At 67.0% G+C, this 22,273-nt stretch carries 19 protein-coding genes; 12 read left to right on the forward strand and 7 right to left on the reverse strand.

The features are described 5' to 3' along the window. Positions 1-31: 31 nt before the first annotated feature. The 3 genes from DFLDMN_RS24850 to DFLDMN_RS24860 all read right to left on the reverse strand — a co-directional run bounded on the left by DFLDMN_RS24850 (position 32) and on the right by DFLDMN_RS24860 (position 3,483). Complete coding sequence (locus DFLDMN_RS24850; protein WP_423200430.1) at positions 32-1,054, reverse strand: Bug family tripartite tricarboxylate transporter substrate binding protein; 1,023 nt, start codon at positions 1,052-1,054, stop codon at positions 32-34. 71 nt (positions 1,055-1,125) lie between these two features. Continuing rightward, a complete protein-coding gene (locus DFLDMN_RS24855) occupies positions 1,126-2,763 on the reverse strand; it encodes a rhodanese-like domain-containing protein (RefSeq protein WP_423200431.1) in 1,638 nt (545 codons plus the stop codon). 132 nt (positions 2,764-2,895) lie between these two features. Further along, the gene (locus DFLDMN_RS24860; RefSeq protein WP_423200432.1) at positions 2,896-3,483 is read right to left on the reverse strand and encodes a hypothetical protein; all 588 of its coding nucleotides are present in this window, start codon (positions 3,481-3,483) and stop codon (positions 2,896-2,898) included. Between the two features lie 125 nt (positions 3,484-3,608). Here DFLDMN_RS24860 and DFLDMN_RS24865 point away from each other — a divergent pair, with 125 nt between their 5' ends. Next, positions 3,609-4,475 carry a LysR substrate-binding domain-containing protein gene (locus DFLDMN_RS24865; RefSeq protein ID WP_423200433.1) on the forward strand — a complete coding sequence of 289 codons (867 nt, stop codon included), beginning with the start codon at positions 3,609-3,611 and terminating at the stop codon, positions 4,473-4,475. A gap of 149 nt (positions 4,476-4,624) precedes the next feature. Here the strand turns inward: DFLDMN_RS24865 and argH are convergent, their stop codons facing one another. Beyond that, the gene (gene argH, locus DFLDMN_RS24870) at positions 4,625-6,115 is read right to left on the reverse strand and encodes an argininosuccinate lyase (RefSeq protein WP_423200560.1); all 1,491 of its coding nucleotides are present in this window, start codon (positions 6,113-6,115) and stop codon (positions 4,625-4,627) included. A 231-nt stretch (positions 6,116-6,346) separates the two neighbouring features. Between argH and DFLDMN_RS24875 the strand changes: the two genes are divergently transcribed. The 7 genes from DFLDMN_RS24875 (at position 6,347) to DFLDMN_RS24905 (ending at position 13,298) form a co-directional block, all read left to right on the forward strand. Next, entirely contained in the window at positions 6,347-7,294 is a 948-nt protein-coding gene (locus DFLDMN_RS24875) for a LysR substrate-binding domain-containing protein (protein WP_423200434.1), read from the forward strand. 144 nt (positions 7,295-7,438) lie between these two features. Next, a complete protein-coding gene (locus DFLDMN_RS24880; RefSeq protein ID WP_423200435.1) occupies positions 7,439-8,578 on the forward strand; it encodes an NAD(P)/FAD-dependent oxidoreductase in 1,140 nt (379 codons plus the stop codon). Continuing rightward, on the forward strand, positions 8,562-8,870 hold the full coding sequence (locus DFLDMN_RS24885) for a (2Fe-2S)-binding protein (RefSeq protein WP_423200436.1): 309 nt from the start codon (positions 8,562-8,564) through the stop codon (positions 8,868-8,870). The genes DFLDMN_RS24880 and DFLDMN_RS24885 overlap by 17 nt, the downstream gene beginning before the upstream one ends. Continuing rightward, positions 8,867-10,339 carry an FAD-dependent oxidoreductase gene (locus tag DFLDMN_RS24890; RefSeq protein ID WP_423200437.1) on the forward strand — a complete coding sequence of 491 codons (1,473 nt, stop codon included), beginning with the start codon at positions 8,867-8,869 and terminating at the stop codon, positions 10,337-10,339. Before DFLDMN_RS24885 ends, DFLDMN_RS24890 begins: the two co-directional genes overlap by 4 nt. Positions 10,340-10,476: 137 nt before the next feature. After that, complete coding sequence (locus tag DFLDMN_RS24895) at positions 10,477-11,454, forward strand: Bug family tripartite tricarboxylate transporter substrate binding protein (protein ID WP_423200438.1); 978 nt, start codon at positions 10,477-10,479, stop codon at positions 11,452-11,454. Between the two features lie 359 nt (positions 11,455-11,813). Continuing rightward, entirely contained in the window at positions 11,814-12,413 is a 600-nt protein-coding gene (locus tag DFLDMN_RS24900; RefSeq protein WP_423200439.1) for a tetratricopeptide repeat protein, read from the forward strand. Between the two features lie 51 nt (positions 12,414-12,464). Beyond that, complete coding sequence (locus tag DFLDMN_RS24905; protein ID WP_423200440.1) at positions 12,465-13,298, forward strand: hypothetical protein; 834 nt, start codon at positions 12,465-12,467, stop codon at positions 13,296-13,298. Positions 13,299-13,405: 107 nt separating this feature from the next. Here the strand turns inward: DFLDMN_RS24905 and DFLDMN_RS24910 are convergent, their stop codons facing one another. Then, positions 13,406-14,170, reverse strand: a complete 765-nt coding sequence (locus DFLDMN_RS24910) for a DUF4410 domain-containing protein (protein ID WP_423200441.1) — start codon at positions 14,168-14,170, stop codon at positions 13,406-13,408. Between the two features lie 249 nt (positions 14,171-14,419). Between DFLDMN_RS24910 and DFLDMN_RS24915 the strand changes: the two genes are divergently transcribed. After that, positions 14,420-15,358 carry a sterol desaturase family protein gene (locus tag DFLDMN_RS24915; RefSeq protein ID WP_423200442.1) on the forward strand — a complete coding sequence of 313 codons (939 nt, stop codon included), beginning with the start codon at positions 14,420-14,422 and terminating at the stop codon, positions 15,356-15,358. 52 nt (positions 15,359-15,410) lie between these two features. Here DFLDMN_RS24915 and DFLDMN_RS24920 read toward each other — a convergent pair whose 3' ends face one another. Then, a complete protein-coding gene (locus tag DFLDMN_RS24920) occupies positions 15,411-16,649 on the reverse strand; it encodes a PKD domain-containing protein (protein ID WP_423200443.1) in 1,239 nt (412 codons plus the stop codon). A 458-nt stretch (positions 16,650-17,107) separates the two neighbouring features. On the opposite strand from DFLDMN_RS24920, the gene DFLDMN_RS24925 reads away from it, so the two are divergent. From DFLDMN_RS24925 to DFLDMN_RS24935, 3 genes are all read left to right on the forward strand, one after another. Next, positions 17,108-18,040: an MBL fold metallo-hydrolase gene (locus DFLDMN_RS24925; RefSeq protein WP_423200444.1), complete on the forward strand. Its 933-nt coding sequence runs from the start codon at positions 17,108-17,110 to the stop codon at positions 18,038-18,040. A 283-nt stretch (positions 18,041-18,323) separates the two neighbouring features. Continuing rightward, positions 18,324-19,790, forward strand: a complete 1,467-nt coding sequence (locus tag DFLDMN_RS24930; RefSeq protein WP_423200445.1) for a DUF2252 domain-containing protein — start codon at positions 18,324-18,326, stop codon at positions 19,788-19,790. 142 nt (positions 19,791-19,932) lie between these two features. Then, complete coding sequence (locus DFLDMN_RS24935; RefSeq protein WP_423200446.1) at positions 19,933-21,429, forward strand: PepSY-associated TM helix domain-containing protein; 1,497 nt, start codon at positions 19,933-19,935, stop codon at positions 21,427-21,429. 4 nt (positions 21,430-21,433) lie between these two features. Here the strand turns inward: DFLDMN_RS24935 and DFLDMN_RS24940 are convergent, their stop codons facing one another. Beyond that, the gene (locus DFLDMN_RS24940; RefSeq protein ID WP_423200447.1) at positions 21,434-22,273 is read right to left on the reverse strand and encodes a 3-keto-5-aminohexanoate cleavage protein; all 840 of its coding nucleotides are present in this window, start codon (positions 22,271-22,273) and stop codon (positions 21,434-21,436) included.

Raw genomic sequence — 22,273 nt, forward strand, 5'->3', positions numbered from 1 at the left:
TCGCGCCGGCATCCGCATTGACCCGTCAGCTTCAGTCGAGGTGCGCGCCGGACAGCTTGACGATCTGCGACCAGCGCGAGATGTCCTGCCTGAGCTGCGTGGCAAACGCCTCCGACGAGTTCGCCACCACATCGCTGCCGCCGTCGTTGATGGTCTTCACCACTTCGGGCATCTGCAGCACCTGCACGATGGCGCGATTGAGCAGCGCCACGCGTTCGGGCGGGGTGCCAGCCGGCACGAACACGCCGTACCAGTCCTCGAAGCGCGCATTGCGATAGCCGAGTTCCTCGAGCGTCGGCACCTTGGCGAAGACCCCGAGACGACGCGGGCTGGTCACGGCCAGGGCGCGCATGCGGCCGGTCTGGATAAAGCCGGCCACCGACGACGTCGAGGTGATCAGCACATCGACCTGCCCGCCGAGCAGGTCGTTGATGGCGGGACCCGCACCCTTGTACGGCACGTGCTGCAGCGAGATATGACTGTCCTTGTCGAGCACCACGCCGACCAGGTGCGACAGCGTGCCGTTGCCGGGCGTGGCAAACGTGAGCTTCTGCGGCTGCGCCTTGGCCTGCGTGGCCAGCTCCTCGAAGGTTTTCCACGGGGCATTGGCGGCAACCACGATGGCCAGCGGCGCCGCATTGATCTGCGTGACCGGAATGAACTGCCGCACCGGATCGAAGCCCGGCGCGCGGTAGAGCGTAGGGTTCACCGCCATGATCGAGACCTGCGACGTCAGCAACGTGTAGCCGTCCGCCTTGGACTCCGCCACGTAGCGCGTGCCGATATTGCCGCCCGCGCCGCCCCGGTTGTCGGTGACCGCGCTCTGGCCAAGTACCTGCGACAGCCGCGTGGCCACCACGCGCGTCACGGCATCGTTGCCGCCGCCGGCGGGAAATGGCGAGACGATGCGCAGCGGTTGCGCCGGAAAGCCGTTGACGGGTGTCAGCGGCTGCGCCGACGCACCATTTGTCAGGGCAACGGTGGCAACGGTGGCAACGGTGGCAACGGCGGCGACCAGGTAATGCCTGAGCCGGGAAGATAGCGGACGTGTCATGGGGCGACCTCGTGGTATGGGCGTAAAAAACATCGGGGCAGGTGTTTTTGTGGGTGATACGGACAGCGAAATCAGGAATGCGACGGAAAGCGGAACGTGGCGAGCTCCTGCGCGTCGAGTTGCGCGATCAGGCCCGTTTCCCACGCCAGATACTGGCGCGCGGCGGCCTTGTTGCCGTCGTGGCGGTCATGGACGAAGAACAGGAAATCGATGCAGCGCGCATCGGGCAGCGTGTCGGCGCCCTCACCCACCGGACCTCCCGCCTCGCGCCATGCGGCAACGCCTCCGCGCAGGCGTCGCACGTCGCGATAGCCGAGCGCCTGCAGGTCGGCGATGGCGAGGTCGGCCGGATCGTCGCGGTCGGCGTCCCCCACCAGCACCAGCGTGGTGTCATGCGGCACGCCATGCAGGTCTTGCGCCAGCCGTGCCCGCGTGCTCCACAGGCTGCGGGCACGAACGCCGGCAATCGGGCCGACAATATGGCCGGCGCGGTAGGCCATGCTGCCGCGCAGGTCGAGCGCGAGCATCGACCTGTCGGCCAGGCCCGCGGCCAGTTGTGCGGCATCCACCATGGGCACCGCGAGCGCGCCGTGCGCCGCGGCAGGCCTGGCGGCCACACCGGCCGCGCTGCCGGCCTGCAGGCCGCCCGCCAGCACCACCGCGTCGTGGCCCATCTGCCGCAGCCAGCTCGCCACCACGGTCGCGCGCACGCCGTCCGCGTCGAACAGCACCAGCCGCGCGCGCCGCACGCCCACGTACTGGTCGGTGGCCTGCATCAACTGGCCGCCCGGCGTGTGTTGCGCACCGGGCAGGGATTGCGCGGCGTATTCCTCGGCCGTCCGTACGTCGCACAGGAACGTGGTGCGCGTGGTTTCGGCGAGCCAGGCAAGCGCGGTGGCCGCATCGATATGCGGCACCTCGAAGCGCGCCGCCAGCGCGTTGGCAGCCTCGCGCGCGGCGTCGAGGTCGCGCGGCGACGGGTTGTCCGGATAGCGTGCGGTGCCGCCGTGCTCCAGCTTGAAGTCGTTGAGGTACCAGCCCTGCGTACCGTTCTCCAGCGCATAGACCGGATTGGCGATGCCGAAATTGATCAGCGATTGCGCGCCGATGATGCTGCGCGTGCGGCCGGCGCAGTTGATCACGACGGGTGTGGAAGCATCGGGCACCAGGTCGCGGATGCGATAGGCCAGTTCGCCATTGGGGCAGCACACCGCGCCCGGGATGTTCATCTTGCGGAATTCGCTGGGCGGACGGCCATCGAGCACCACGGGGGCATTGGGGCCAGCCTGCATCGCGGCAAGTTCCTGCGCGGAGATGCGCGGCGTGTTGTAGTGGTGCTCGGCCAGTTCGCCAAACGTCTTCGACGGCACGTTGACGCCGGCAAACAGCGTATAGCCGGCGGCACGCCATGCGGGCATGCCGCCGTCGAGCACGAAGAGCCGCGTATAGCCAAGCCGGGCCAACGCCGTCGCGGCGGCCTGCGCCACGCCGTCGCCGTCGTCGGCCAGCACGATGCGGACGTCATGACGCGGCGCCAGGCGCCCGATATCGAGTTCGAGCCGGCTATAGGGCAGCGGCACGGCGTAGAACGGATGGCCTTCGCCGTACTGGCCATGTTCGCGCACGTCGAACAAGGCGATTTCGTCGGCATCATGCAGCCAACCTTTCAGGGTCACGGCGTCGACGGCGGTATAAGCGGGGTGGCTCATGAAAATTCGGGCAAAAGGGGGCCGCCCCCTGCGAGCAGGGGAAATTGCGGCGTGCGGTATATCGGGAGTCGGACGCGCCGGGGTGGCGTGGCGATGGCCCTGACAGGCCCAGGCGCTCCGGTCAGGCTGGCATCAGCGGCGCGTCTGTACGCCCACGGTCATGATCTGGCAGCGCCCGGTCTCGAGGTCGAACGTCAGGCGGTCGGTCAGCGTTTCCAGCGCGCGACCGTACATATGCAGGTGGCGGATGATCGCGTCGCCGCGGATTTCCACCGAATGAATGTCGTCGGGCAGCAGCGCGATGCCATTGCCGGGGCCGACTTCCACCGTATGCGAGTGCTCCAGCGTGCCGACGCCTGGCTGGCTGCCATCGTCGGTGCGCGTATACACGTCGTTGAATTCCACACCCGAGACGCCGGCCACGCAGGCCCATGTGGTGTGGTTATGCGGCGGAATACGTTTGCCTGGGCGCAGCACGTTCAGATAGAGCGCATAGCTCTTGTCCGCGTCCTCGGAAATCAGGTAGCGCGCCTGGCGCTCGTCGGCTTCGGGCGGCGGGAAGTCGGTTTCGCTCCAGAGCTCGGTCTGCGCGGCCAGGCCTTCCACCCGCGCCAGCACGTCCGCCAGGCTGGCGCGCGTGACGCCACCCTTGGCTACGATATTCCTAATGGATTCGATGGTGTCTCCGACGGCGGCCTGGCGCTGTTGTGCGATGGACATGTTGCGATCAATCCTTGCAATCTCTATTTTTGAGGGGTAGAACGGCGTTTCAGGTTTCACTGTACTGAACACCTGCGCTGAAAACTACTTAATGCGGGACGAAAACTCATTAGAAGGGCTAATGAATGCGCAATCTGGATCTGGACCTGCTCCGCACGCTGGTGGCCATTGCCGACCACGACACCTTCGGCGCCGCCGCGGAAACCGTCCAGCGCACGCAATCGGCCGTGACCCAGCAGATGCAGCGGCTGGAGGAGCAACTCGGCCTGACGCTGTTCGAGCGCCAGGGGCGTGGCAAGCAGCTCACGCGGCACGGCAAGAAGCTGCTGGAGTATGCGCGCCAGTTGCTGACCATCAACGACGAGGCGCTGCGCATGCTGCGCGAGGGCGACCTGACCGGGTCGCTGCGCATCGGCGCGCCGCACGACGTCGCCGACACGATCCTGCCGGTGCTGCTGTCGCATATCGCCAGGTCCTCGCCGGCACTGCGGCTGGAGATCCATGTGGGTCGCAGTCCGTTCCTGATGGACTCTCTGCGCCGTGGCGAGATCGACCTGACCGTCTCCACGCGCGAGGACAACACGCTCGAAGGCATCGTGCTGCGTACCACGCCGACGATCTGGGTCTGCTCCGCGGATTTTGTGTATGAGCGCGGCACCCCGGTGCCGTTGATCCTGGCCGACGAGCCGAGCCTGTTCCGCAAGCTCTCGCTCGACTCGCTGACGCAGGCAGGCGTGCCGTGGCGTATCGCGTACCTGGCACCGAGCCTGATCGGCATCAAGGCCGCCCTGCGTGGCGGCCTTGGCATCACGGCGCGCAGCATCGACCTGCTCGCGGCCGATATGCGCATTCTGGGCGAGAACGACGGCCTGCCACGGCTGCCCGATGTCACCTACTACCTCTGGGCCCGTCCCAATGCCGTCAATCCCGTCGCGCGCCATGTCTTCTCGATGCTCAAAACCGCCCTGCAGCGCGGCCTGGTCAGTGCATGACGACGGCCCGCGCCGCCGGGCGAGTCCCGGCAGGGCAAGGCCCTATCGTAAGAGCGGGCGGGGGCGCTGCCAACGAAGAAGATTGGCTATCGATATATGACGTGACGAGGCGCGCGCGGGGCCCGTGGCGGGCCTCCGCGGCGTATTGATTACGCGCCTGCGAGTGCCGCCACCGCGCGCTTGAGCATGGCGCGCCGCACCGCCACCGCATCGCGCCGGCGCGCGATTGCCGCACGATCCTCCGCCAAGGCCGCCAGTTGGGCCTCCACCTGCGCGCGCACCAGCGACGGCGCGGGACCGCCTGGCGCGAGGCGGGCGGCTACGCCGTGTACCGGGTCGAGGCAGGCGGCCACCTCCTGCGGATCGAGATGCAACGCGCGGCCCGTATGCGCCAATGCCGCGCGATCGACCAGCGCGCTGTCGATCTCGCACGCCGGCAACTGGCGATCGAGCGCCTCGCGCACCACCGCCCCCACCACGTGATGCGCCTCGCGGAACGACATGCCTGCGTCGCGGACGAGCAGGTCGGCCAGGTCCGTCGCCGACGAGAAATCGCGACGCGCGCGCTGCAACATGGTGGCGGGCTGCGGCGTGGCATAGGCCAGCACCAGCCGCAGCAGGTCGACGCAGCGCAGCGCCTCGTCCATCGCCTCCCAGAAGCCGCGCATGGTCTCGCGGTTGCCGTCGCCGGTATGGGTGAAATGGGTCCCCTTGAGCGCCGCCAGCGACGCCGTCAGCAGGCCGAGCATATGGCCGCCCTTGCCTTTCAGGTATTCGAGCGCGACCGGATTCTTCTTCTGCGGCATGATGCTCGACGTGCCCGCCACGCTGTCCGGAAAGTCGATCAGCCCGAACTCCGGCGTGGCCCATACGAACAGGTCCTGCGCCACGCGTCCCCACGTGAGCGTGGCGATGGTCACCGCGGCCAGGATCTCCCAGGCAAAGTCGCGCGAGGCCACCGCATCGAGCGAATTGGGCGCATGGGTGGAAAAGCCCAGCCATTGCGCGGTGGCCGCGCGGTCGATCGGAAAGGCCGTGCCGGCCAGCGCGCCGGCGCCAAGCGGACAGGCGTCGAGCGTATCGAGCGCATGACGCAGGCGCGTCATATCGCGCTGCATCGCCTGTGCCACGCCGGCCAGGTAGTAGCCATAGGTGATCGGCTGCGCGGCCTGCAGATGCGTATAGCCCGGCATCACGGTCTCGACATGCGCGGCGGCGTTGTGCAGCACCACCGCGCGCGCCTCGCCGAGCGCATCGAGCAAGGCGAGCACCGCATCGCGTGCGCGCAGCCGGTCCTGCGTGGCGAGAATATCGTTGCGGCTGCGGGCCACGTGAAGGCGCCCGCCGGCGTCGGCACCGGCCACGTCCATCAGTCGTGCCTCGTAGTTGAAATAGGCGTCCTCGCGCTGCGGGTCGAGCGGCACCGCGGCCGCGCCCTCCTCCTCCATGCGCAGCAATGCCTGCGCCAGCGTGGCCGACGTGCCGGCGGGAATCAGGCCGGTGCCGTGCAGCATCAGCAGATGCGCGGCGTTGATCTCGGTGAGATAGGGAAAGCCGGGACCGAAGTCGCGCAGGCGTGGCGCATAGATATGGGTGCAGACTTCGGGGGCCGTGGCCTGGGTCAGGCGACGGCTGACCATGGATGCGGCGGACGCTTCCGGCCCCGCGTGCGTGGCCGGCGGCGCTCCGGCATTCCGGTCGATAGATGTCGCGTGCATGTCGTGGTGTCTCTCTGGGTGGTCCTGGTTCGATGCCAACCAGTATGAAAATCGCACGCCCATACCGTCAAATCAGTTTTACGGGGGTCCACATACGGATTTGATATACCATCGCACCCGACCTGCACGCATTGCAGAACCAGGACCCCCGGCATGAAATTCAAGGAAATCGCCGCCTTCCAGGCCGTGATGCGCTCGGGCTCGATGACGGCCGCCGCCACCGAGCTCTATACCTCGCAGCCCAACGTGAGCCGGCTGATCGCCCAGCTCGAATACTCCACTGGCCTGACGCTGTTCACCCGCAATGCCGGACGGCTGACCCCGACCGAGGAAGGCCTGGCCTTTCTGCGCGAAGTGGACCGGGCGTTCGTCGGTATCGATGCGCTCAAGGACGCTGCCCGCAATATCCGCCAGTTCGGCAAGGGCCGGTTGCGCATCGCCACCGTGCCGTCGCTGGCGATGACGGTGCTGCCGCTCGTCCTGCAGCGCTTTCATGCCGACTATCCCGACGTCAACGTGGCGATGGAAACCGGTAGCACACAGCTCGTGGCGGACCGCGTCGGCGCGCGCTACTGCGACCTCGGCCTGGTTTCGTTCCTGCCACCCGCGGCCGTCACCGAAGCCCAGCCGGTCGCGGAGCTGGCGGGCTGCTGCGTGCTGCCGCCGGGCCACCGGCTGGCCGCACGGGATGTCATTACCCCCGCCGATCTGGCGGGCGAATCGTTTATCTCGATGAGCCATGGCGATGGCCTGCGCGCCGCCGTCGATGCCGCCTTTGCCGGCGACGACCGGCGCGTGATGCATTTCGAGACGCCGTACGGCGCCACCATCTGCCGCATGGTGGCGCTGGGCCTGGGCGTCGGTATCGTCAATCCGCTGGTGGCGCGCATGCATACCGCCGAGCTCGTGGTGCGCCCGTTCCTGCCGCGCATCCCGTTTGTCAGCTACCTGCTGCTGGCCCGCAACCGGCCGGCCAATGTGCTCGTGGACCGCTTCAACGCGCGCATGATCGAGGTCGTCGCGGCAGAAACCGCGTCGCTGCCCACCGAGCTGGCCACGCTGGCCGGCACGGGCCCATCAGGTTTTTGCATGGGCGCCTGACAGACTCGTATTTGCGCGCGCGGCGGCCGCTCCGCATACTCGCTCGACACTGACAGCCCTGTGCCGTCACGATTCTTGCGAGTACCCCGACATGAATTCACGCAGGGCCCAGGGCCCGCACCAGCCCCACCGGAGGCTCCGCTGATGTGCGCGGCCGCCTCACGCTTTCCCACCTTCGACGTCGCCGTGATCGGCGGCGGCCTGGTCGGCTCCGCCATCGCCTACGGCCTGCGCAACAGCGTGGGCACGATCGCCGTGCTCGACGAAGGCGATATCGCCCTGCGTGCCTCGCGCGGCAATTTTGGCCTGGTCTGGCTGCAAAGCAAGGGTTACGGCATGGGCGCATACAGCCGCTGGACGCTGAACTCCACGCGCCTGTGGCCGACGCTCGCCGCCGACCTGCTCAAGGAAACCGGTATCGACGTCGCGCTCGAGCAGAAAGGCGGCCTCACGCCGCTGATGGGCGACTATGAAGTCGAGGCGCGGCTGGCCTGGGTCCATACGCTGATGTCGCAGCCCGGCGTGGAACCCTATGAATGGCAGTTGCTCGACCACCATCAGGCCGCCGCGCTGGTGCCGGGTCTCGGCCCCGACGTGACCGGCGCGATCTGGACCCCGCACGACGGCATCGTCAACCCGCTCAAGCTGCTGCGCGCCTTTCATACCGCGTTCAGCACCAGTGGCGTCGATTACCTGCCGCACCATGGCGTCACGGATATCGCGCAGGCGCCCGGCGGCGACTTCGTACTGACCACGCCCAACGGCGCGATCCGCGCCCGCAAGATCGTGCTGGCCGGCGGTCTGCGCAATGGCGACCTCGGCCGCATGGTCGGCATCGACCTGCCGATGGCGCCGCAGCGCGGCCAGATCCTCGTGCTGGAACGCACGCGCCGGCTGCTCGATACGCCGATGGTCACGCTGCGCCAGAACGACGAAGGGAGCTGGCTGGTGGGCGACTCGCAGGAAGATGCCGGCTACGCCGACCAGGTCACCACGCTGCCCGTGCTGGCCACGCTGGCCGAGCGCGCGGTGCGCACGCTGCCGGCGCTGCGCGACGTGCGCACGGTGCGCGCCTGGTCCGCGCTGCGCGTGCGCGCGAAGGACGGCTTTCCGGTCTACGAACAATCGGCGACCCATCCCGGCGCATTCATTGTCACCTGCCATAGCGGCGTGACGCTGGCCGCCACGCATGCGATGCATCTTGCCCCGATGATCGCGGCCGGCGCACTGCCGTCCGACATGGGTATTTTCTCGACCCGGAGATTTCATGTTCAGAAGAATTGAGGCGGCCGCGCTGCAGGCGACGGAACGCAAGGTACGGGTCAGCGTGGATGGCGCCGTGCTCGAATGCCGCGAGAGCGACAGCGTCGCCGCGGCCTTGTTTGCCGCCAATGTACTGGCCTGCCGCGACACCGCCGTTTCCGGCGCCGCGCGCGGGCCCTATTGCATGATGGGCGTCTGCTACGACTGCCTGGTGCGCATCGATGGCCGGCCCAACCAGCAGGCGTGCATGACGCGCGTGCGCGACGGCATGACCGTGGAGCGCCAGCTCGGCGCGCGCGAGGTGGCCGCATGAGCGCCGCGATCGAGACTTGCGACGTGCTCGTCATCGGTGCCGGCCCCGCTGGCCTGGCCGCCGCCACGCAGGCGGCCCAGCTCGGGCTGGCGACGGTACTGATCGACGAGCAACCCGCCCCGGGCGGCCAGATCTATCGTGCGATCACCACCACGCCCGTGCAGCAGCGCGACATTCTCGGGCCCGATTACTGGCATGGGCTGGACCTGCTGGCGCCATTTGCCGCGAGCGGCGCACGGCATCTGGCATCCGCCACGGTGTGGTCGATCAATGCGCGCGCGGCCGATGTCAACCAGACGCCGGCCGGCTACGAGGTCGCGTATTCGCTGGCCCGGCCCGGCGAAGAGCCGCAGGCCGCGCTGCTGCACTGCCGCCATATCATCCTGGCCACGGGTGCGCAGGAGCGGCCGTTCCCGATTCCGGGCTGGACCCTGCCGGGCGTGATCACCGCCGGTGCCGCGCAGATCCTGCTCAAGACCTCGGGCGTAGTGCCTGCGGGTCGCACCGTGCTGGCCGGCGGCGGGCCCCTGCTCTATCTGCTCGCCTACCAGTACCTGAACGCCGGCGTAAAGCTCGACGCGATTCTGGAAACCACAGCCCGTGCGCAATGGCGGCAGGCGTTGCCGCATGCGTGGGGCTTCCTCCGCTCGCCGTACCTGGGCAAGGGCCTCAAGCTGCTGCGCGCGGTGCGCAAGGCGGTGCCGATCATCGGCGATGTCACCGCGCTTGCCGCCATCGCCGGCGCTAACGGCCAGGTCGCGCACGTGCAATACCAAGCGGCCGGTGCGCGCCACACCATGGCGGTCGATCAACTGCTGCTGCATCAGGGAGTGGTGCCCAACACCAACCTGTCGCGCGCGGTCGGTGCCGAGCATGTGTGGAACGAGCGCCAGGATTGCTGGGAGCCGCAGGTCGACGCCTGGGGCGCGACGTCGGTGCCGCACGTCAGCATCGCCGGCGATGGCGCCGGCATTGCGGGCGCGATGGCTGCCGAGCATCGCGGCCGGATCGCGGCGGCGCACGCGGCGGCGGCCTTGGGACGCATCGATACGGCCACGCGCGACACCGTTGCCGCCAGGCACTTCGCCGCGCTGGCGCGCGCCACGCGCGGCCGCGAATTCTTCGAGGTGTTGTACCGCCCGCTGCCGCAATTCCGCCGCCCGGTCGGCGACACCATCGTGTGCCGCTGCGAGGAAGTCACCGCCGAACAGGTGCGCCACGCCGCGCGCATCGGCTGCCAGGGTCCCAACCAGCTGAAGGCATTCCTGCGCTGCGGCATGGGCCCCTGCCAGGGTCGATTCTGCGGCCTGACCGTGACCGAACTGATGGCCGACGAACAGCAGCGCCATCCGCGCGACGTCGGCTACTACCGGCTGCGCTTTCCCACCAAGCCGGTGACGCTCGGCGAAATCGCGACGCTGCCGCAGACGCAGGCTTCGCGCGAGGCCGTCGTGCGCTTCAAGAAGTAACGCATCACCCGCGGTAACGCACCACGAAGCAGCAACATCGATAAAGAGCGGGAACCGGTACGCCGGTCCCGCCAGTTGGACCAGTACAGCGACGACATCCTGAGAGCAATCCTTCCCCTAACTATCGAGAATTCATCATGGCGTTTTCCAAGATCGTCCCCGCTCTCGCGTTCGCACTGGCCGCAGCCCAGGGCATGGCTCCGGCCATGGCGCAAGACCTGCCCCCGGGCCCCATCCGCATGCTGGTCGGCTTTGCGCCCGGTGGCGGCAACGACGTCATCGCGCGCATTGTCTCCACGCAGCTCCAGCTCAATACCAAGACCACGGTGGTGGTCGAGAACAAGCCCGGTGGCGGCAGCACACTGGCTACCGCGGAAATGGCACGGTCCAGGCCCGACGGCTCGGTGCTGCTGCTCGGCTCCGTCGGCGGCCAGGCCATCGCGCCGTCGATCTACAGCAAGCTGCCGTACGATCCGGTCAAGGGCGTGCAGCCGGTGTCGCTGGTGGCCAGGTCCGCCAATGCGCTGGTCGTCAACAACGATCTGCCGGTCAGGAATGTGCAGGAACTGCTCGCCTATGCCAAGGCAAATCCCGGCAAGCTCAACGTGGCATCGCCGGGCAACGGCACCATCTCGCACCTGTCGGCCGAGCTGTTCAAGAGCATGGCCGGCGTCTCGATCACGCATATCCCCTACCGCGGCGATGCCCCCGCCATGCAGGACGTGATGGCCGGCCAGGCGCAGATGACGTTTGCCAGCCTGCCGTCGGCCAAGGCCGGCGCGGATTCGGGCAAGGTGCGCATCATCGCGGTGACCAGCACCAGGCGCGTCGAGACCATGCCGAACGTGCCGACCATTGCCGAGTCCGGTGTACCGGGCTACGAGGTGGTGTCGTGGTACGGCGTGTTCACCACGGGTGGCACACCGATGCCGACGGTCAATCGCCTCTCCCAGGAAATTGCCGCCGCGGTGGCGCAGCCTTCGGTGCGCGATGCCATTGCCAAGCAAGGCATGGAACCCGCCGCGCTGAACCCCACGGAGTTCGCGCAACTGGTGAACCGCGACGCCCAGAAATGGGACAAGGTGGTCAAGAACGTCGGCATCAAGCTCGACTGAGCGCGCGTCCTGCCCGTCTTCGCGGTGCGGGGGGAAGCCGCGGCCGCCGACGGGCGGGGCCCGTGCCGCGAAGGCCTCGCGCCGCCTTCGACACCGCCTTCGACACCGCCTTCGACGCTGCCTTCGACGCTGCCTGAAACGAGCACTCTCGGCGCGTCCCGCCTTGCGGAGTGCTCGTCACTTTATGACAAGCAGGTATCGTAAAAGACTTAAAGCCGAGCGTGCCATGCGCGCAACAATGCGCATTACTGTCATTTTTGAGATGCATAGATGACAAATGACGCTGCTACAATCTGCCCGTTTCGTTAAAAAAAGCATTTCCGGGAGACACCGTGTCATCCCGGAGCGGGGGGTCATCCATGCAATTTCTCGTTCGTTGCGGTGCCGTGGCTGTGCTGGGTCTCGCGGGATGCGCGGCACAGACGCCGGAATCTCAACTGGCACCGCGCTCCCAGACTGTGCGGTTATGTCAGGGCAATACCTGCACCGAGCAGGACCGGCGCATATCGAACCTGCCCGGCACGCAACCGACCGATGCCGAACGCCGCATGCAGGCGCTGGCGGAAGTGGCAGAGCGCAATCCCAATGCCGCCTATGACCTCGGCCTGCGCCTGATGCGCGGCGATGGCATCGAGCGCAACAGCTATCAAGCCATCGAATGGTTGCGCAAGGCCGGCGAGAACGGACACTTGCAGGCACAGCTCGCGCTTGGGCGCATCTACCTGATGGGACTTGAAGAAATGGGGCCGGACCCGGCGCAGGCCGAGTCCTGGCTTTCGCTTGCTGCCGCCAAGGGCAGCAAGGAAGCACGCGATCTGCTGCCCCAGGCGCAGGCCGCCAAGAAAGACGAGCAGAGCCTCTATCGGGTCCGCGAGGCCTATCGCACATCCTGGTCCGGTTGGTACAGCAGCGCCCCGTACTTCTGGGTGTGGGGCGCCTCCGGCTGGTATCAGCGTTAACGCTCCAGTCTCCGGCTTTTTCCTTCAATTCCGTTAACAGGAAGCTATTCCATGTCCAAGAACAAGAAGACTTCGCTGCGTCTGGCCGCTTTGGTCGCGTCCATGGTTCTCGCGGGTTGTGCCAACCTCGGTGGCGGCTCGATCAGCACGGGCACCGCGCCCACGGCAGCCACCGGCGCGGCCGGCGGTGCCACGAGCGTGAATGCCAACAAGTCGCTGGAGCACTGCGATGCGCCGCTGGGCACCATCGCCGTGGACGATGGCCGGGGCAAGGAATGGTATGCAAGCTTTGGCGCCGCCACCAAGGTCACGTCCATCGAACCGCTGATCCGCCTGGCCGTGCAGCAGTCCAACTGCTTCGTGATTACCTCGGTCGGCAACAACCGCACGGAAAGCAAGCTGTCGTCGATTACCGACAAGCAGCGCAATTCGGGCGAGTTCCGCGCCGGTTCGAAGCAGCATAAGGGTCAACGCGTCGCGGCCGATTACTACATGGAACCGGCCATCATCATCGACAACGATGCCACGGGCCAGATGGCGGCCGGCGTGGGCAGCCTGCTCGGCGGCGTGGGCGCGCTGGTCGGCGGCGCCATGCAGAGCAAGGCCTCGGTCGTGACCATTACCATGTTCGACATCCGCTCGGGCGTGCAACTGTCCATCTCGGAAGGCAACGCCACGGCGACCAACTTCGGCGCCGCGCTGGGCGCCTTCGGCGGCGGTGCTGGCGGCGGCCTCGGCGGCTTCTCGCGCACGCCGGAAGGCAAGGCCACGGTGGCGGCCTTCATGGACGCGTACAACAACATGGTGATTTCGCTGCGCAACTACAAGGCACAGGAAGTCAAGGGCGGCCTGGGACGCGGCGGTCAGCTCAAGGTAGGTTCGTAACCTTCCCCGCGGTATCCGCGGCCGGCTCTCGGCGAGCCGGCCCGTGCCTCACCCTGCCTGCCGTGCCGGGCCCCGATCCCATCCCATGACCACCTGAGCGCCTCCCCTCAGATCGCCGGGCGTACGGCCCATCCCTCTTCCATGCTGGCGGCCACAACCTGCCTGCCGATGTCGTCGCCGAGGCGCGTGGCGTCGGCATGGATCGTGTCGTGCCTTGCCTCCGAGACGCCATGCGCCGCGGTGCCGGCCGCGGCGGAGACCGCCACGTGTCCGGCGACAGCGCCGACGCCGGCGGTTTCGGCCACGCCCGGGATATGGCCGCTGTCGGCATTGGCGGCAAAGCTCTGCAGCGGCACCGTGGCGCCGTGGGCCGGCTGGTAGGCGATGCGGACCTGGGCATCGACCTCGCTCTTGCCGGCGCCCAGCCCGATCAGCATCCGACGGCGGCGGCTGCCTTCATCGATCTTGCGCAAATCGCCGTCGACGATCAGGGCGTTGGCGTTGGCGGGAGCTGGACCGTCCCAACGCACCGCGTTGAGACCCTGAGCGCGCAGCGTACGCACGATTTCGTCGGCAACCTGTTCGCGTGCCTCGAAGGCGTCCTGCGATTGGGCGCCGGCAGCCGAGCTGCCCGTGGCCATCGACTTCACGCGTTGCATCAGGCCACCGTCCACCTGCACCTGGTCGGGCGCGGCATCGAACGTGTGGACGTAGATGACGTCGGCCTGCACGGTCTGCAGCAGACCCGGTTGCCGGATATCGGTGATGGTGGCGGCGCTGGCATATCCGGCGGTCAGCATGGCGGCGGTGGCGAACGTGGCGATGGTCAGGCGCCTGGTCCTGGTGGCGATGGTCTGGATGTTGGTGTTCATGGCAAGTCCCCTGCGGTCTGGTTGGGTGGTGCGCTGCGGCGCGGTGATCCGAGTATGGAAAACCGCGGCGTCATCCGCCAGGGAACAAATATTTCGCCCGATGTCACCGCACCGGAATGCGCGCTCGACGGTCCCGCCGCATGACATGCGTCGACATAATTACCGCATGGCGCCCGCCACGATCGGCTCCTACAGTTGGCTCACCGACGCAACGACGTCATCCCCCAACGCTCAGCACAGGAAACGATCATGGAACACCTTCACAAGATTGCACGCTTCGCCACGGTCCTGGTCGTGGCGGTATCGCTGGTAGAGGCCTGGTTTCTGGCGCGCAAGGCACGCCATCAAGGCAAGGCCTATCCGTGGCACGAGATGGGCCTGTCCATTGCCGACATGGCCGGGCGCAAGGTGCTCGCCCTGCTGCCGCTGTCGCTGGCCACGCCGATCTTTGCCTTTGCCTGGCATCACCGCCTGTTCACCGTCGATATCAACAACGTCCTGGCCGTGCTGATGCTCTTCGTCGGTCTCGAGTTCTGCTACTACTGGTATCACCGCGCCTCGCACCGCATCCGCTTTTTCTGGGCCACGCACGCCGTGCATCACTCGCCCAATGAACTGACGCTCGGCACCGCCTATCGCCTGGGCTGGACCGGCAAGATCACGGGGACGTCGCTCTTCTTCGCGCCGCTGGTATTCCTCGGCATCCGGCCGGAAGTGGTGCTGGCGACACTGAGCCTGAACCTGCTCTACCAGTTCTGGCTGCACACCACGTGGATCCCAAAGCTCGGCTGGCTCGAGTATGTGTTCAACACGCCGTCGGCACACCGTGTGCACCATGCCTCGAATGTCGATTACCTCGATGCCAACTACGGCGGCGTGCTGATTATCTTCGATCGCCTCTTCGGCACCTATGTGGAGGAACGCGAAGACGAACCGTGCCGGTTTGGCCTGGTTCACCCGACCACCACGCACAACCCCCTGGTCAACCAGTTCGAGCACTGGGTCAGCCTGGGCAAGGACATGCTGCGATCCGGCAATGTGCTGACCGCGATGGGCTACCTGATCATGCCACCGGGCTGGGCGCCGAATGGCCAGGGCACGACCACGGAAGCACTGCGCCGGCAACGGACGGCGGCATCTGCCGGCACCCAGGCGGTGGAACCAGCGGTAACGATTGGCGCCAGATAACGGCGTGGCGCGCTGGAATGAAAAACGGGCAGCCGGCGCTGCCCGTTTGCCGTTACGGCGTGATCACGTTGACCTGATCGGTGGAGCACAGGGCACCCTGGCACACCCTCAACTGCCAGACCGTAACGCCCGGTCCGGTGTTTTCCACCTGCAGCGTCGGTCCGTTCATCGGCGGCACATAGCCGTAGCTGGTATTGGTCGAGACAAACGACCACAGATACGTCAGCGGCGTCACCACGCCGGCCGCGGGAGTACTGGCGGAACCGTCCAGAGTGGTCCAGCTGAAGGCCGGACTGCTGACGTCCGCGCCGGCATTGGCGGTCGGCGGCCCGTAGACCGTGATCGTTACCGTGCCCGGCGTGCTGCTCACCTGGCCGTCATTGACGATGAGCTGCAGCACATAGGTGCCGGCCACATCGGCCGTGAAGGTGGGCCCGGCGGCCGTGGTCGACGACAACACCGCGGCGCTGCCACCCGGCCTGGTGGTGAACGACCACAGGTACGTCAGCGCATCGCCATTGGCATCGGTGCTGCTGCTGCCGTCGAGCGTGACCGTGCTCCCCTCTGCCACAGTCTGCGGCGTACCGGCATTGGCCACCGGCGCCACGTTGGCAACGGTCGCGGTAATCGTCACCGTCGCCGCACTGCTCTGCAGCCTGCCATCGCTGACCATCAGCGTTGCCACATACGTGCCGGCGATATCCGGAGTGAAATGCGGCGCGGCGCTAACGTCGCTGTCGAGGGCGGCCGTGCTGCCGGGCGGGGTGGTCAGCACCCATGCGTAGGTCAGCGGATCGCCGTTGGCATCGGTGCTGGCGGTGCCATCGAGCGAAACCACGCTGCCGGTAAAGACATTCTGCGCGGTGCCTGCGTCAGCCACCGGAGCGAGGTTCTCGATCGCGGCGGAGACCGTCACCATGGCCGGCTCGCTGGTGGCCTTGCCGTCATTGACGACCAGACGGAACACATAGTCGCCGGCCATATCGGCGGTGAAGGTCGGCTTTACTCCGGCGGCATCGATCAGTGCCGCGGTGCTGCCCGCGGGCCTGGATACCAGTTGCCAGGCGTAGGTGAGCGGATCGGCATCCGCATCCGTGCTGCGGCTGCCATCGAGGGTGACAGTCTTGCCCACGAAGACGCTTTGCGCGCTGCCCGCGCTGGCGAGCGGCATGGCATTGGTGGGTGCGGACGGCGCCGGCGCAGGCGCCTCCCCGGAACCACCGCCGCAGGCGCCGAGGACCATGAGAAGGGAGGCCGCTACCGTGGCGCGGCGGCTGAGCAGGAAGAACATTGATTGACTCGCGTAGAGGTTGGGATTTGTCGTGACACGTTTTATTTTTTGAATTCGCACGCACACCACCAGCCTATCGGCGAGCCGCGCCAGAACATGAGCGGAAACCCAGTCCCTGGGCCGCTTCCGCCACAATTATTTGCAATTGAAACTACTTGCGCGGGGGCATTGCAAATAACACCGGCACTGTCGGGTGCCGTGTATTTTCTTCAATCCGGCGTTTGTGGCGGGGCACACCGCCATGACCTGGCACTACCTGGCCGGACCAGCCATTGTTGTCGCCCGGACAACATACTGAAGGCCTTTGCGAGCCTACTGCCGTTCGTCTCCGATACCTACAATCCGTCGCAACGATGGTTGCACCAGCCGTGCAGCGGTCGAGGACGATGTCCGCACCACGACGCGGACCGCATCCGCCGCCTTGGCGGCTCACCCCAAAGTTGACAGGAATGACGAAGATGAGCGAAACAACCCGCAATGTGCAGCCCGTGACCGCCCCGCTTGGCAAGGAGGGTTCGGGCGAACTCGTATCTTCCCGCTATGCCGTGCGCGTGGGCGATGTCGACGTCGTACTGATCAGCGATGGCATTCTGCCGCTGCCCACCACCACCATGTCCACCAATGTCAGCGAGGCCGACCGCAACGAATGGTTCGACAACCGCTTCCTGCAGCGCGACATGTTCGACTGGGCGCTCAATATCGCCCTGATCCGCAGCGGCGACCGTCTGATCCTGGTCGACTCGGGCGTGGGTGACGGCTTCGAGTACTTCACGCGTGCGGGCCGGTCGGTGATGCGCCTGGAAACGGCCGGGATCGACCTCGGGGCGATCACCGATATCGTGATCACCCATATGCACATGGACCACGTCGGCGGACTGAACGTCGATGGCGTCAAGGCGAAGCTGAACCCGGCCGTGCGCATTCACGTGGCCGCGGCGGAAGTCGAGTTCTGGAAGAACCCGGACTTCAGCAAGACGGTGATGCCGGAAACGGTGCCGCCCGCACTGCGCAAGGCAGCGGCGAAGTTCGTCGAGCTCTATGGCGAAAACATCGTGCAGTTTGGCCAGACCGTGGAAGTTGCGCCCGGCGTAACGGCACGCGTGACGGGCGGCCACACGCCGGGCCACTGCGTGGTGGACGTGGCATCGAAGGGCGAAAAGCTGACCTTCGTCGGCGACGCGATCTTCGAAGTGGGTTTCGAGAATCCGGAATGGCAGAACGGCTTCGAGCACGAGCCGGAAGTGGCCACCAAGGTGCGTATCGCCTTGCTCGACGAAGCCGCGGAAAGCGGCGGCATGCTGGCAGCCGCCCATATCGCGTTCCCCTCGATCGGCCATATTGCAAAGAACGGCAAGGGCTACCGCTTCGTGCCGGTGCAGTGGGATTACTGATGGATGCGGGCGATCGGCCGGATCCGGCCCGCTCGCCCTGACCAGCTCTCTCCTCCTCCAGGAGACGCCGCCGCGGGTTCACGAGATCCGCGGCGGTTTTTTTACTGATCGTCAGCATGCCGCCAGAGACGCGCGGGATGACGGCATCGAAACATTCACTGTCGTCATTGCGCGGTGAGTTGAATCTTTTAGCGAGGCGCGCTTAAACAAATCGCGGCCGGGCCCGTTTGGTCAGATTCCATCTAACCTAGAACAGGCGCTCTCATTGACGACGGGGGATCACATGGTTAGGGAAAAGAACAAGCCCGGCGCAACGAAGCCGGCGCTGAAGCGCGCTTCCGAGCCATCTTCCGCTTCGTCCGGCAAGGGCGCTTCGACGGCATACCTGACCGCCGACGAACGTGCCGCCAAAGGCCGCGCGCTGCGCGATGCGGTGCCCCGTGTCTCCCAGTCGGGCTGGAAGCCGGCGCCCGATCGCGCCGACCCGTTAGTGTTGCTGGAAGCCTCGAACGCGGGCCGCATGCTCGATCTCATCCCCATCCGCTTTGGCCGCATGTCGGCCTCGCCGTTTGCCTTCTACCGCGGAGCGGCCGCGATCATGGCGGCCGATCTGGCGACCACGCCTTCCAGCGGCATTCGCGTCCAGGCCTGCGGCGACGCCCACCTGATGAACTTCGGCGGCTTCGCCACGCCGGAACGCAATATCATCTTCGATATCAACGATCTCGACGAAACGCTTCCGGCACCGTTCGAATGGGATCTGAAGCGGCTGACGGCCAGCATCGTGATCGCGGCAGACCATCTGGCGCTGCCGCGCAGCGACGCCGCCCGCGTGACCACCGATACCGTGCGCGAATATCGCGAGCGCATGCACGACTACGCCGGCATGCGCGCACTCGAAGTCTGGTATGACCGTATCGACCTGCAGAAGTACGAAGACCGTGCCGGGGATCCCAGGATGGTCGAAGCGACGCGCAAGCGGCTGGCCGAACGGATCGAGGCGGAACGGCGTAAGTCCGTACCGGATCATCTCTACCCGAAGCTGGTCGTCGAGGCCGGTGCGCGGCCACGCATCAAGGATGAGCCGCCGTTGATCTTCCATCCCAGCGAGGCGCTTGCGCCCGGTCTGACCTCGGGCTACGAAGACGCGATCGCGGGCTATCGCGAAAGTCTGCCGGACCATACGCGCGTCCTGTTCGACCGCTTCCACTTCTTCGACCTCGCCGCCAAGGTGGTCGGCGTGGGCAGCGTCGGCACGATGTGCGCGGTCTGCCTGTTCATGGCGGCGGACAACGATCCGCTGTTCCTGCAGGTCAAGGAGGCACGGGCCTCGGTACTGGAGCCCTATGCCGGCAAGAGCGTGTATGGCAACAACGGCCAGCGCGTCATCGTCGGGCAACGGCTGATGCAGGCGGCCAGCGACGTGTTCCTGGGCTGGACCCGCGGCCAGAACGGCAAGGACTTCTATATCCGCCAACTGCGCGACATGAAGCTGTCCGCGCTGATCGAGGACTGGGATAGCGCCACCTTGCGGCAGTACGGCAGGATGTGTGCCCATGCATTGGCCCGCGCGCATGCGCGCACCGGCGATGCGGCAATGATGGCGGGCTACATGGGCTCCGGACAGACCTTCGACGACGCGATCTGCGAATTCGCCACCGAATACGCCTCGCAGAACCGCAGCGACTTCCGTGCCTATGTCACGGCCATCCGGGAGGGACGCATTCCGGCCACGATCGAAGACATCTAGCGCGACACCAGGCCGCCGACGCAGCCCCACGCGGCCCGACCTGCGGTCGCATGCGGGCCGACGCGGCATTTGGTCGCACAATACGCCTGGCCACGCGGGGTATCCTTCGGCACGAAGCGATGCTCCGCATTTCGTACCGCCGATGACCCCCACGCCTCCCTCGCTGCCTCCCTCGCTGCCTCCCCTGCCACCGCCTCGCTCCGTGCCCGCCACCGCGGCCGCCTATCGCATGCTGTGGCGCTGGCACTTTTACGCCGGCCTGTTCGTCATGCCGTTCCTGATCGTACTCGCCGTGACAGGAACGATCTACTGCTTCCAGCCGCAGATCGAGCCCCTGCTCTATCCCCATCTGCTGCGGGTGAAACCGGCCGGACAGCCGTTGGGAGCGGACGCCCTGCTGCAGCGTGCGCGCGCCGCGGCCCCGGACGGCGCGGTGGCGACGACCTATGCGATTCCGGCACGGCCCGACGCCAGCACCGAATTCGTCTTCAGGCTGCCTTCCGGCCATAGCGACAGCGTCTATCTCGATCCGTACTCGGGCGAGATCCTTGGCAGCCTCAGCGTGGAAAACCGCCTGATGAAACAGGTGCGCATGATTCATCGCGCCCTGCTCGCCGGCAAGCCGGGCGAATTGCTGATGGAACTGGCGGGATGCTGGACGCTGGTCATGATCGCGACCGGCCTGGCCATGTGGTGGCCGCGCCTGCGTGCCTCGGGCCTGCGCGCATGGGTCCGGGCCCCGGCCGCGGGCAAGCGGGGGTGGTGGAAAGAACTCCATCTGGTGCTGGGCGCCTGGCTGGCGCTCGGCGCGCTGGCCTTTGTGCTGTCCGGATTGCCGTGGACGGCGTCGTGGGGCCAGCAGTTCAAGGCTCTCGCCACGGCGGCGAATCTGGGACGTCCCGCAGGCGGCCCGGGCGCGCAACCGCCTGCGACACCCGGCGCCGGACACGAGGGACATGAGGGACATGAGGGACACGAGGGACATGAGGGACATACGGGACATGCGGGACATGCCGGCCGCACCATGGAGGATCTTCCCTTGTCCGAGCTGCCCTGGGCAACCGGCAAAACCCGCGTACCCACCGGATCCGGGAGCGGCGTGCCGCTCGGCCTCGAACGCGTGGTCGCGATCGCCACGGCGCGCGGCGCGGCCACCGGCTGCCAGGTCGCGTTGCCCGCCACGACGGACGCCGTCTACACGGTCTCGTGCTTCCCGAGCGACCCGCAGGGCGAGCGGACATTGCATATCGACCAGCATCGTGGCGACGTGATCCGGGACCTCCGCTTTGCCGACTACGGCGCCGTGGCCAAGGCCGTCTCGTACGGCACGGCGCTGCATATGGGGCGCTATTTCGGCGTGGCCAACCAGATTGTCTGCGCGGCCGTTTCGCTCGGACTGATGGCGCTTGCCACCACCGGCTTCATCATGTGGCTGCGGCGCAGGCCCGCGCGCGCGCTCGGCGCGCCCGCGTACCCGGCCACGCTGCCGCCGATGCGTGCCTGGGTGATCGGCCTGGGCTTGCTAGGCACGATCTTCCCGATGATGGGACTGACCATGCTCGCCGTGTGGCTGCTCGACAAGCTGGTCGCGCGTGGCCGTGGCGTGCCGCCGGCGCCCTCGGGCCAGCGGCTGGCATGAAGACTCAGCGTACCGCGCCGTACAGGGTCCGGGCCTGCGCGGCGTTCGCCAGCGGCCGGCCCAGGACCCGGCCACCCTCCGCCGCCTGCGCGACCAGTGCCGCATTGCCGGGCGCGGTGGTGCCATCGCGCAGCTTGAGGTTGTTTTCAAAGCCGACCCGAACATGGCCACCCATGGCGGCGGCGGCGATGGCGCAGGCGTGCTCCTCCCGGCCGAAGGCGCACATCGCCCACGGCAGCGCCTGATCGAAAGCTTGCAGGAATGGCAGCAGGTCGCGCGGCGACGACGTTTGTCCGGCGGTATAGCGCCCCAGCACGAACAGCACCGACCAGGCGCCGGCAGGCATCAAGCCGCGCGCGCGCAGCGCTTGCAGCCGTTGCAGATCGGCGACGTCGTAGAGAATGATCTGCGTCATCACGCGCTCTGCGGCGAGCCATTGCAGAAAGCCGGCCAGCTCATGCTCCGGTACTTCCGGCACGGCAATCTCGCGCAGCCCGATGGACACCGCCTCGGGGCGCAATTCGCGCACCATGGCCATCTGTTCCGCCGCCCGATAGACGCCGGCCGCCTCGCTGGTGACCTGCACCGGCAAGGCGTCGCCCACCGCTTGCCGCACGGCAGCGAGCGCCACGCGATAATCCTCCACGTCCAGCGAATGGCGGCCATCCGGGCGCCGCACGTGCATATGCATCATCGCCGCGCCGGCATCCAGGCAGGCACGTGCCTCCGCCGCCAGCGCCGCCGGCGTCACGGGTACGGCGGGATGATCGCCAGGGGTCTTGTAGGCCCCGTTGGGGGCAACGGTGATCACCAGTGGCGCATCGGCAAGCAACATATTTTCCAT

It is taken from the genome of Cupriavidus sp. H19C3, assembly GCF_049393815.1.
Lineage (GTDB): Bacteria > Pseudomonadota > Gammaproteobacteria > Burkholderiales > Burkholderiaceae > Cupriavidus.

Bases quoted from the DNA above. Each gene is read 5' to 3' on its own strand.
- DFLDMN_RS24850 (WP_423200430.1), bottom strand. From the start codon at position 1,054: ATGACACGTCCGCTATCTTCCCGGCTCAGGCATTACCTGGTCGCCGCC.
- DFLDMN_RS24855 (WP_423200431.1), bottom strand. From the start codon at position 2,763: ATGAGCCACCCCGCTTATACCGCCGTCGACGCCGTGACCCTGAAAGGT.
- DFLDMN_RS24860 (WP_423200432.1), bottom strand. From the start codon at position 3,483: ATGTCCATCGCACAACAGCGCCAGGCCGCCGTCGGAGACACCATCGAA.
- DFLDMN_RS24865 (WP_423200433.1), top strand. From the start codon at position 3,609: ATGCGCAATCTGGATCTGGACCTGCTCCGCACGCTGGTGGCCATTGCC.
- argH (WP_423200560.1), bottom strand. From the start codon at position 6,115: ATGGTCAGCCGTCGCCTGACCCAGGCCACGGCCCCCGAAGTCTGCACC.
- DFLDMN_RS24875 (WP_423200434.1), top strand. From the start codon at position 6,347: ATGAAATTCAAGGAAATCGCCGCCTTCCAGGCCGTGATGCGCTCGGGC.
- DFLDMN_RS24880 (WP_423200435.1), top strand. From the start codon at position 7,439: ATGTGCGCGGCCGCCTCACGCTTTCCCACCTTCGACGTCGCCGTGATC.
- DFLDMN_RS24885 (WP_423200436.1), top strand. From the start codon at position 8,562: ATGTTCAGAAGAATTGAGGCGGCCGCGCTGCAGGCGACGGAACGCAAG.
- DFLDMN_RS24890 (WP_423200437.1), top strand. From the start codon at position 8,867: ATGAGCGCCGCGATCGAGACTTGCGACGTGCTCGTCATCGGTGCCGGC.
- DFLDMN_RS24895 (WP_423200438.1), top strand. From the start codon at position 10,477: ATGGCGTTTTCCAAGATCGTCCCCGCTCTCGCGTTCGCACTGGCCGCA.
- DFLDMN_RS24900 (WP_423200439.1), top strand. From the start codon at position 11,814: ATGCAATTTCTCGTTCGTTGCGGTGCCGTGGCTGTGCTGGGTCTCGCG.
- DFLDMN_RS24905 (WP_423200440.1), top strand. From the start codon at position 12,465: ATGTCCAAGAACAAGAAGACTTCGCTGCGTCTGGCCGCTTTGGTCGCG.
- DFLDMN_RS24910 (WP_423200441.1), bottom strand. From the start codon at position 14,170: ATGAACACCAACATCCAGACCATCGCCACCAGGACCAGGCGCCTGACC.
- DFLDMN_RS24915 (WP_423200442.1), top strand. From the start codon at position 14,420: ATGGAACACCTTCACAAGATTGCACGCTTCGCCACGGTCCTGGTCGTG.
- DFLDMN_RS24920 (WP_423200443.1), bottom strand. From the start codon at position 16,649: ATGTTCTTCCTGCTCAGCCGCCGCGCCACGGTAGCGGCCTCCCTTCTC.
- DFLDMN_RS24925 (WP_423200444.1), top strand. From the start codon at position 17,108: ATGAGCGAAACAACCCGCAATGTGCAGCCCGTGACCGCCCCGCTTGGC.
- DFLDMN_RS24930 (WP_423200445.1), top strand. From the start codon at position 18,324: ATGGTTAGGGAAAAGAACAAGCCCGGCGCAACGAAGCCGGCGCTGAAG.
- DFLDMN_RS24935 (WP_423200446.1), top strand. From the start codon at position 19,933: ATGACCCCCACGCCTCCCTCGCTGCCTCCCTCGCTGCCTCCCCTGCCA.
- DFLDMN_RS24940 (WP_423200447.1), bottom strand. From the start codon at position 22,273: ATGGAAAATATGTTGCTTGCCGATGCGCCACTGGTGATCACCGTTGCC.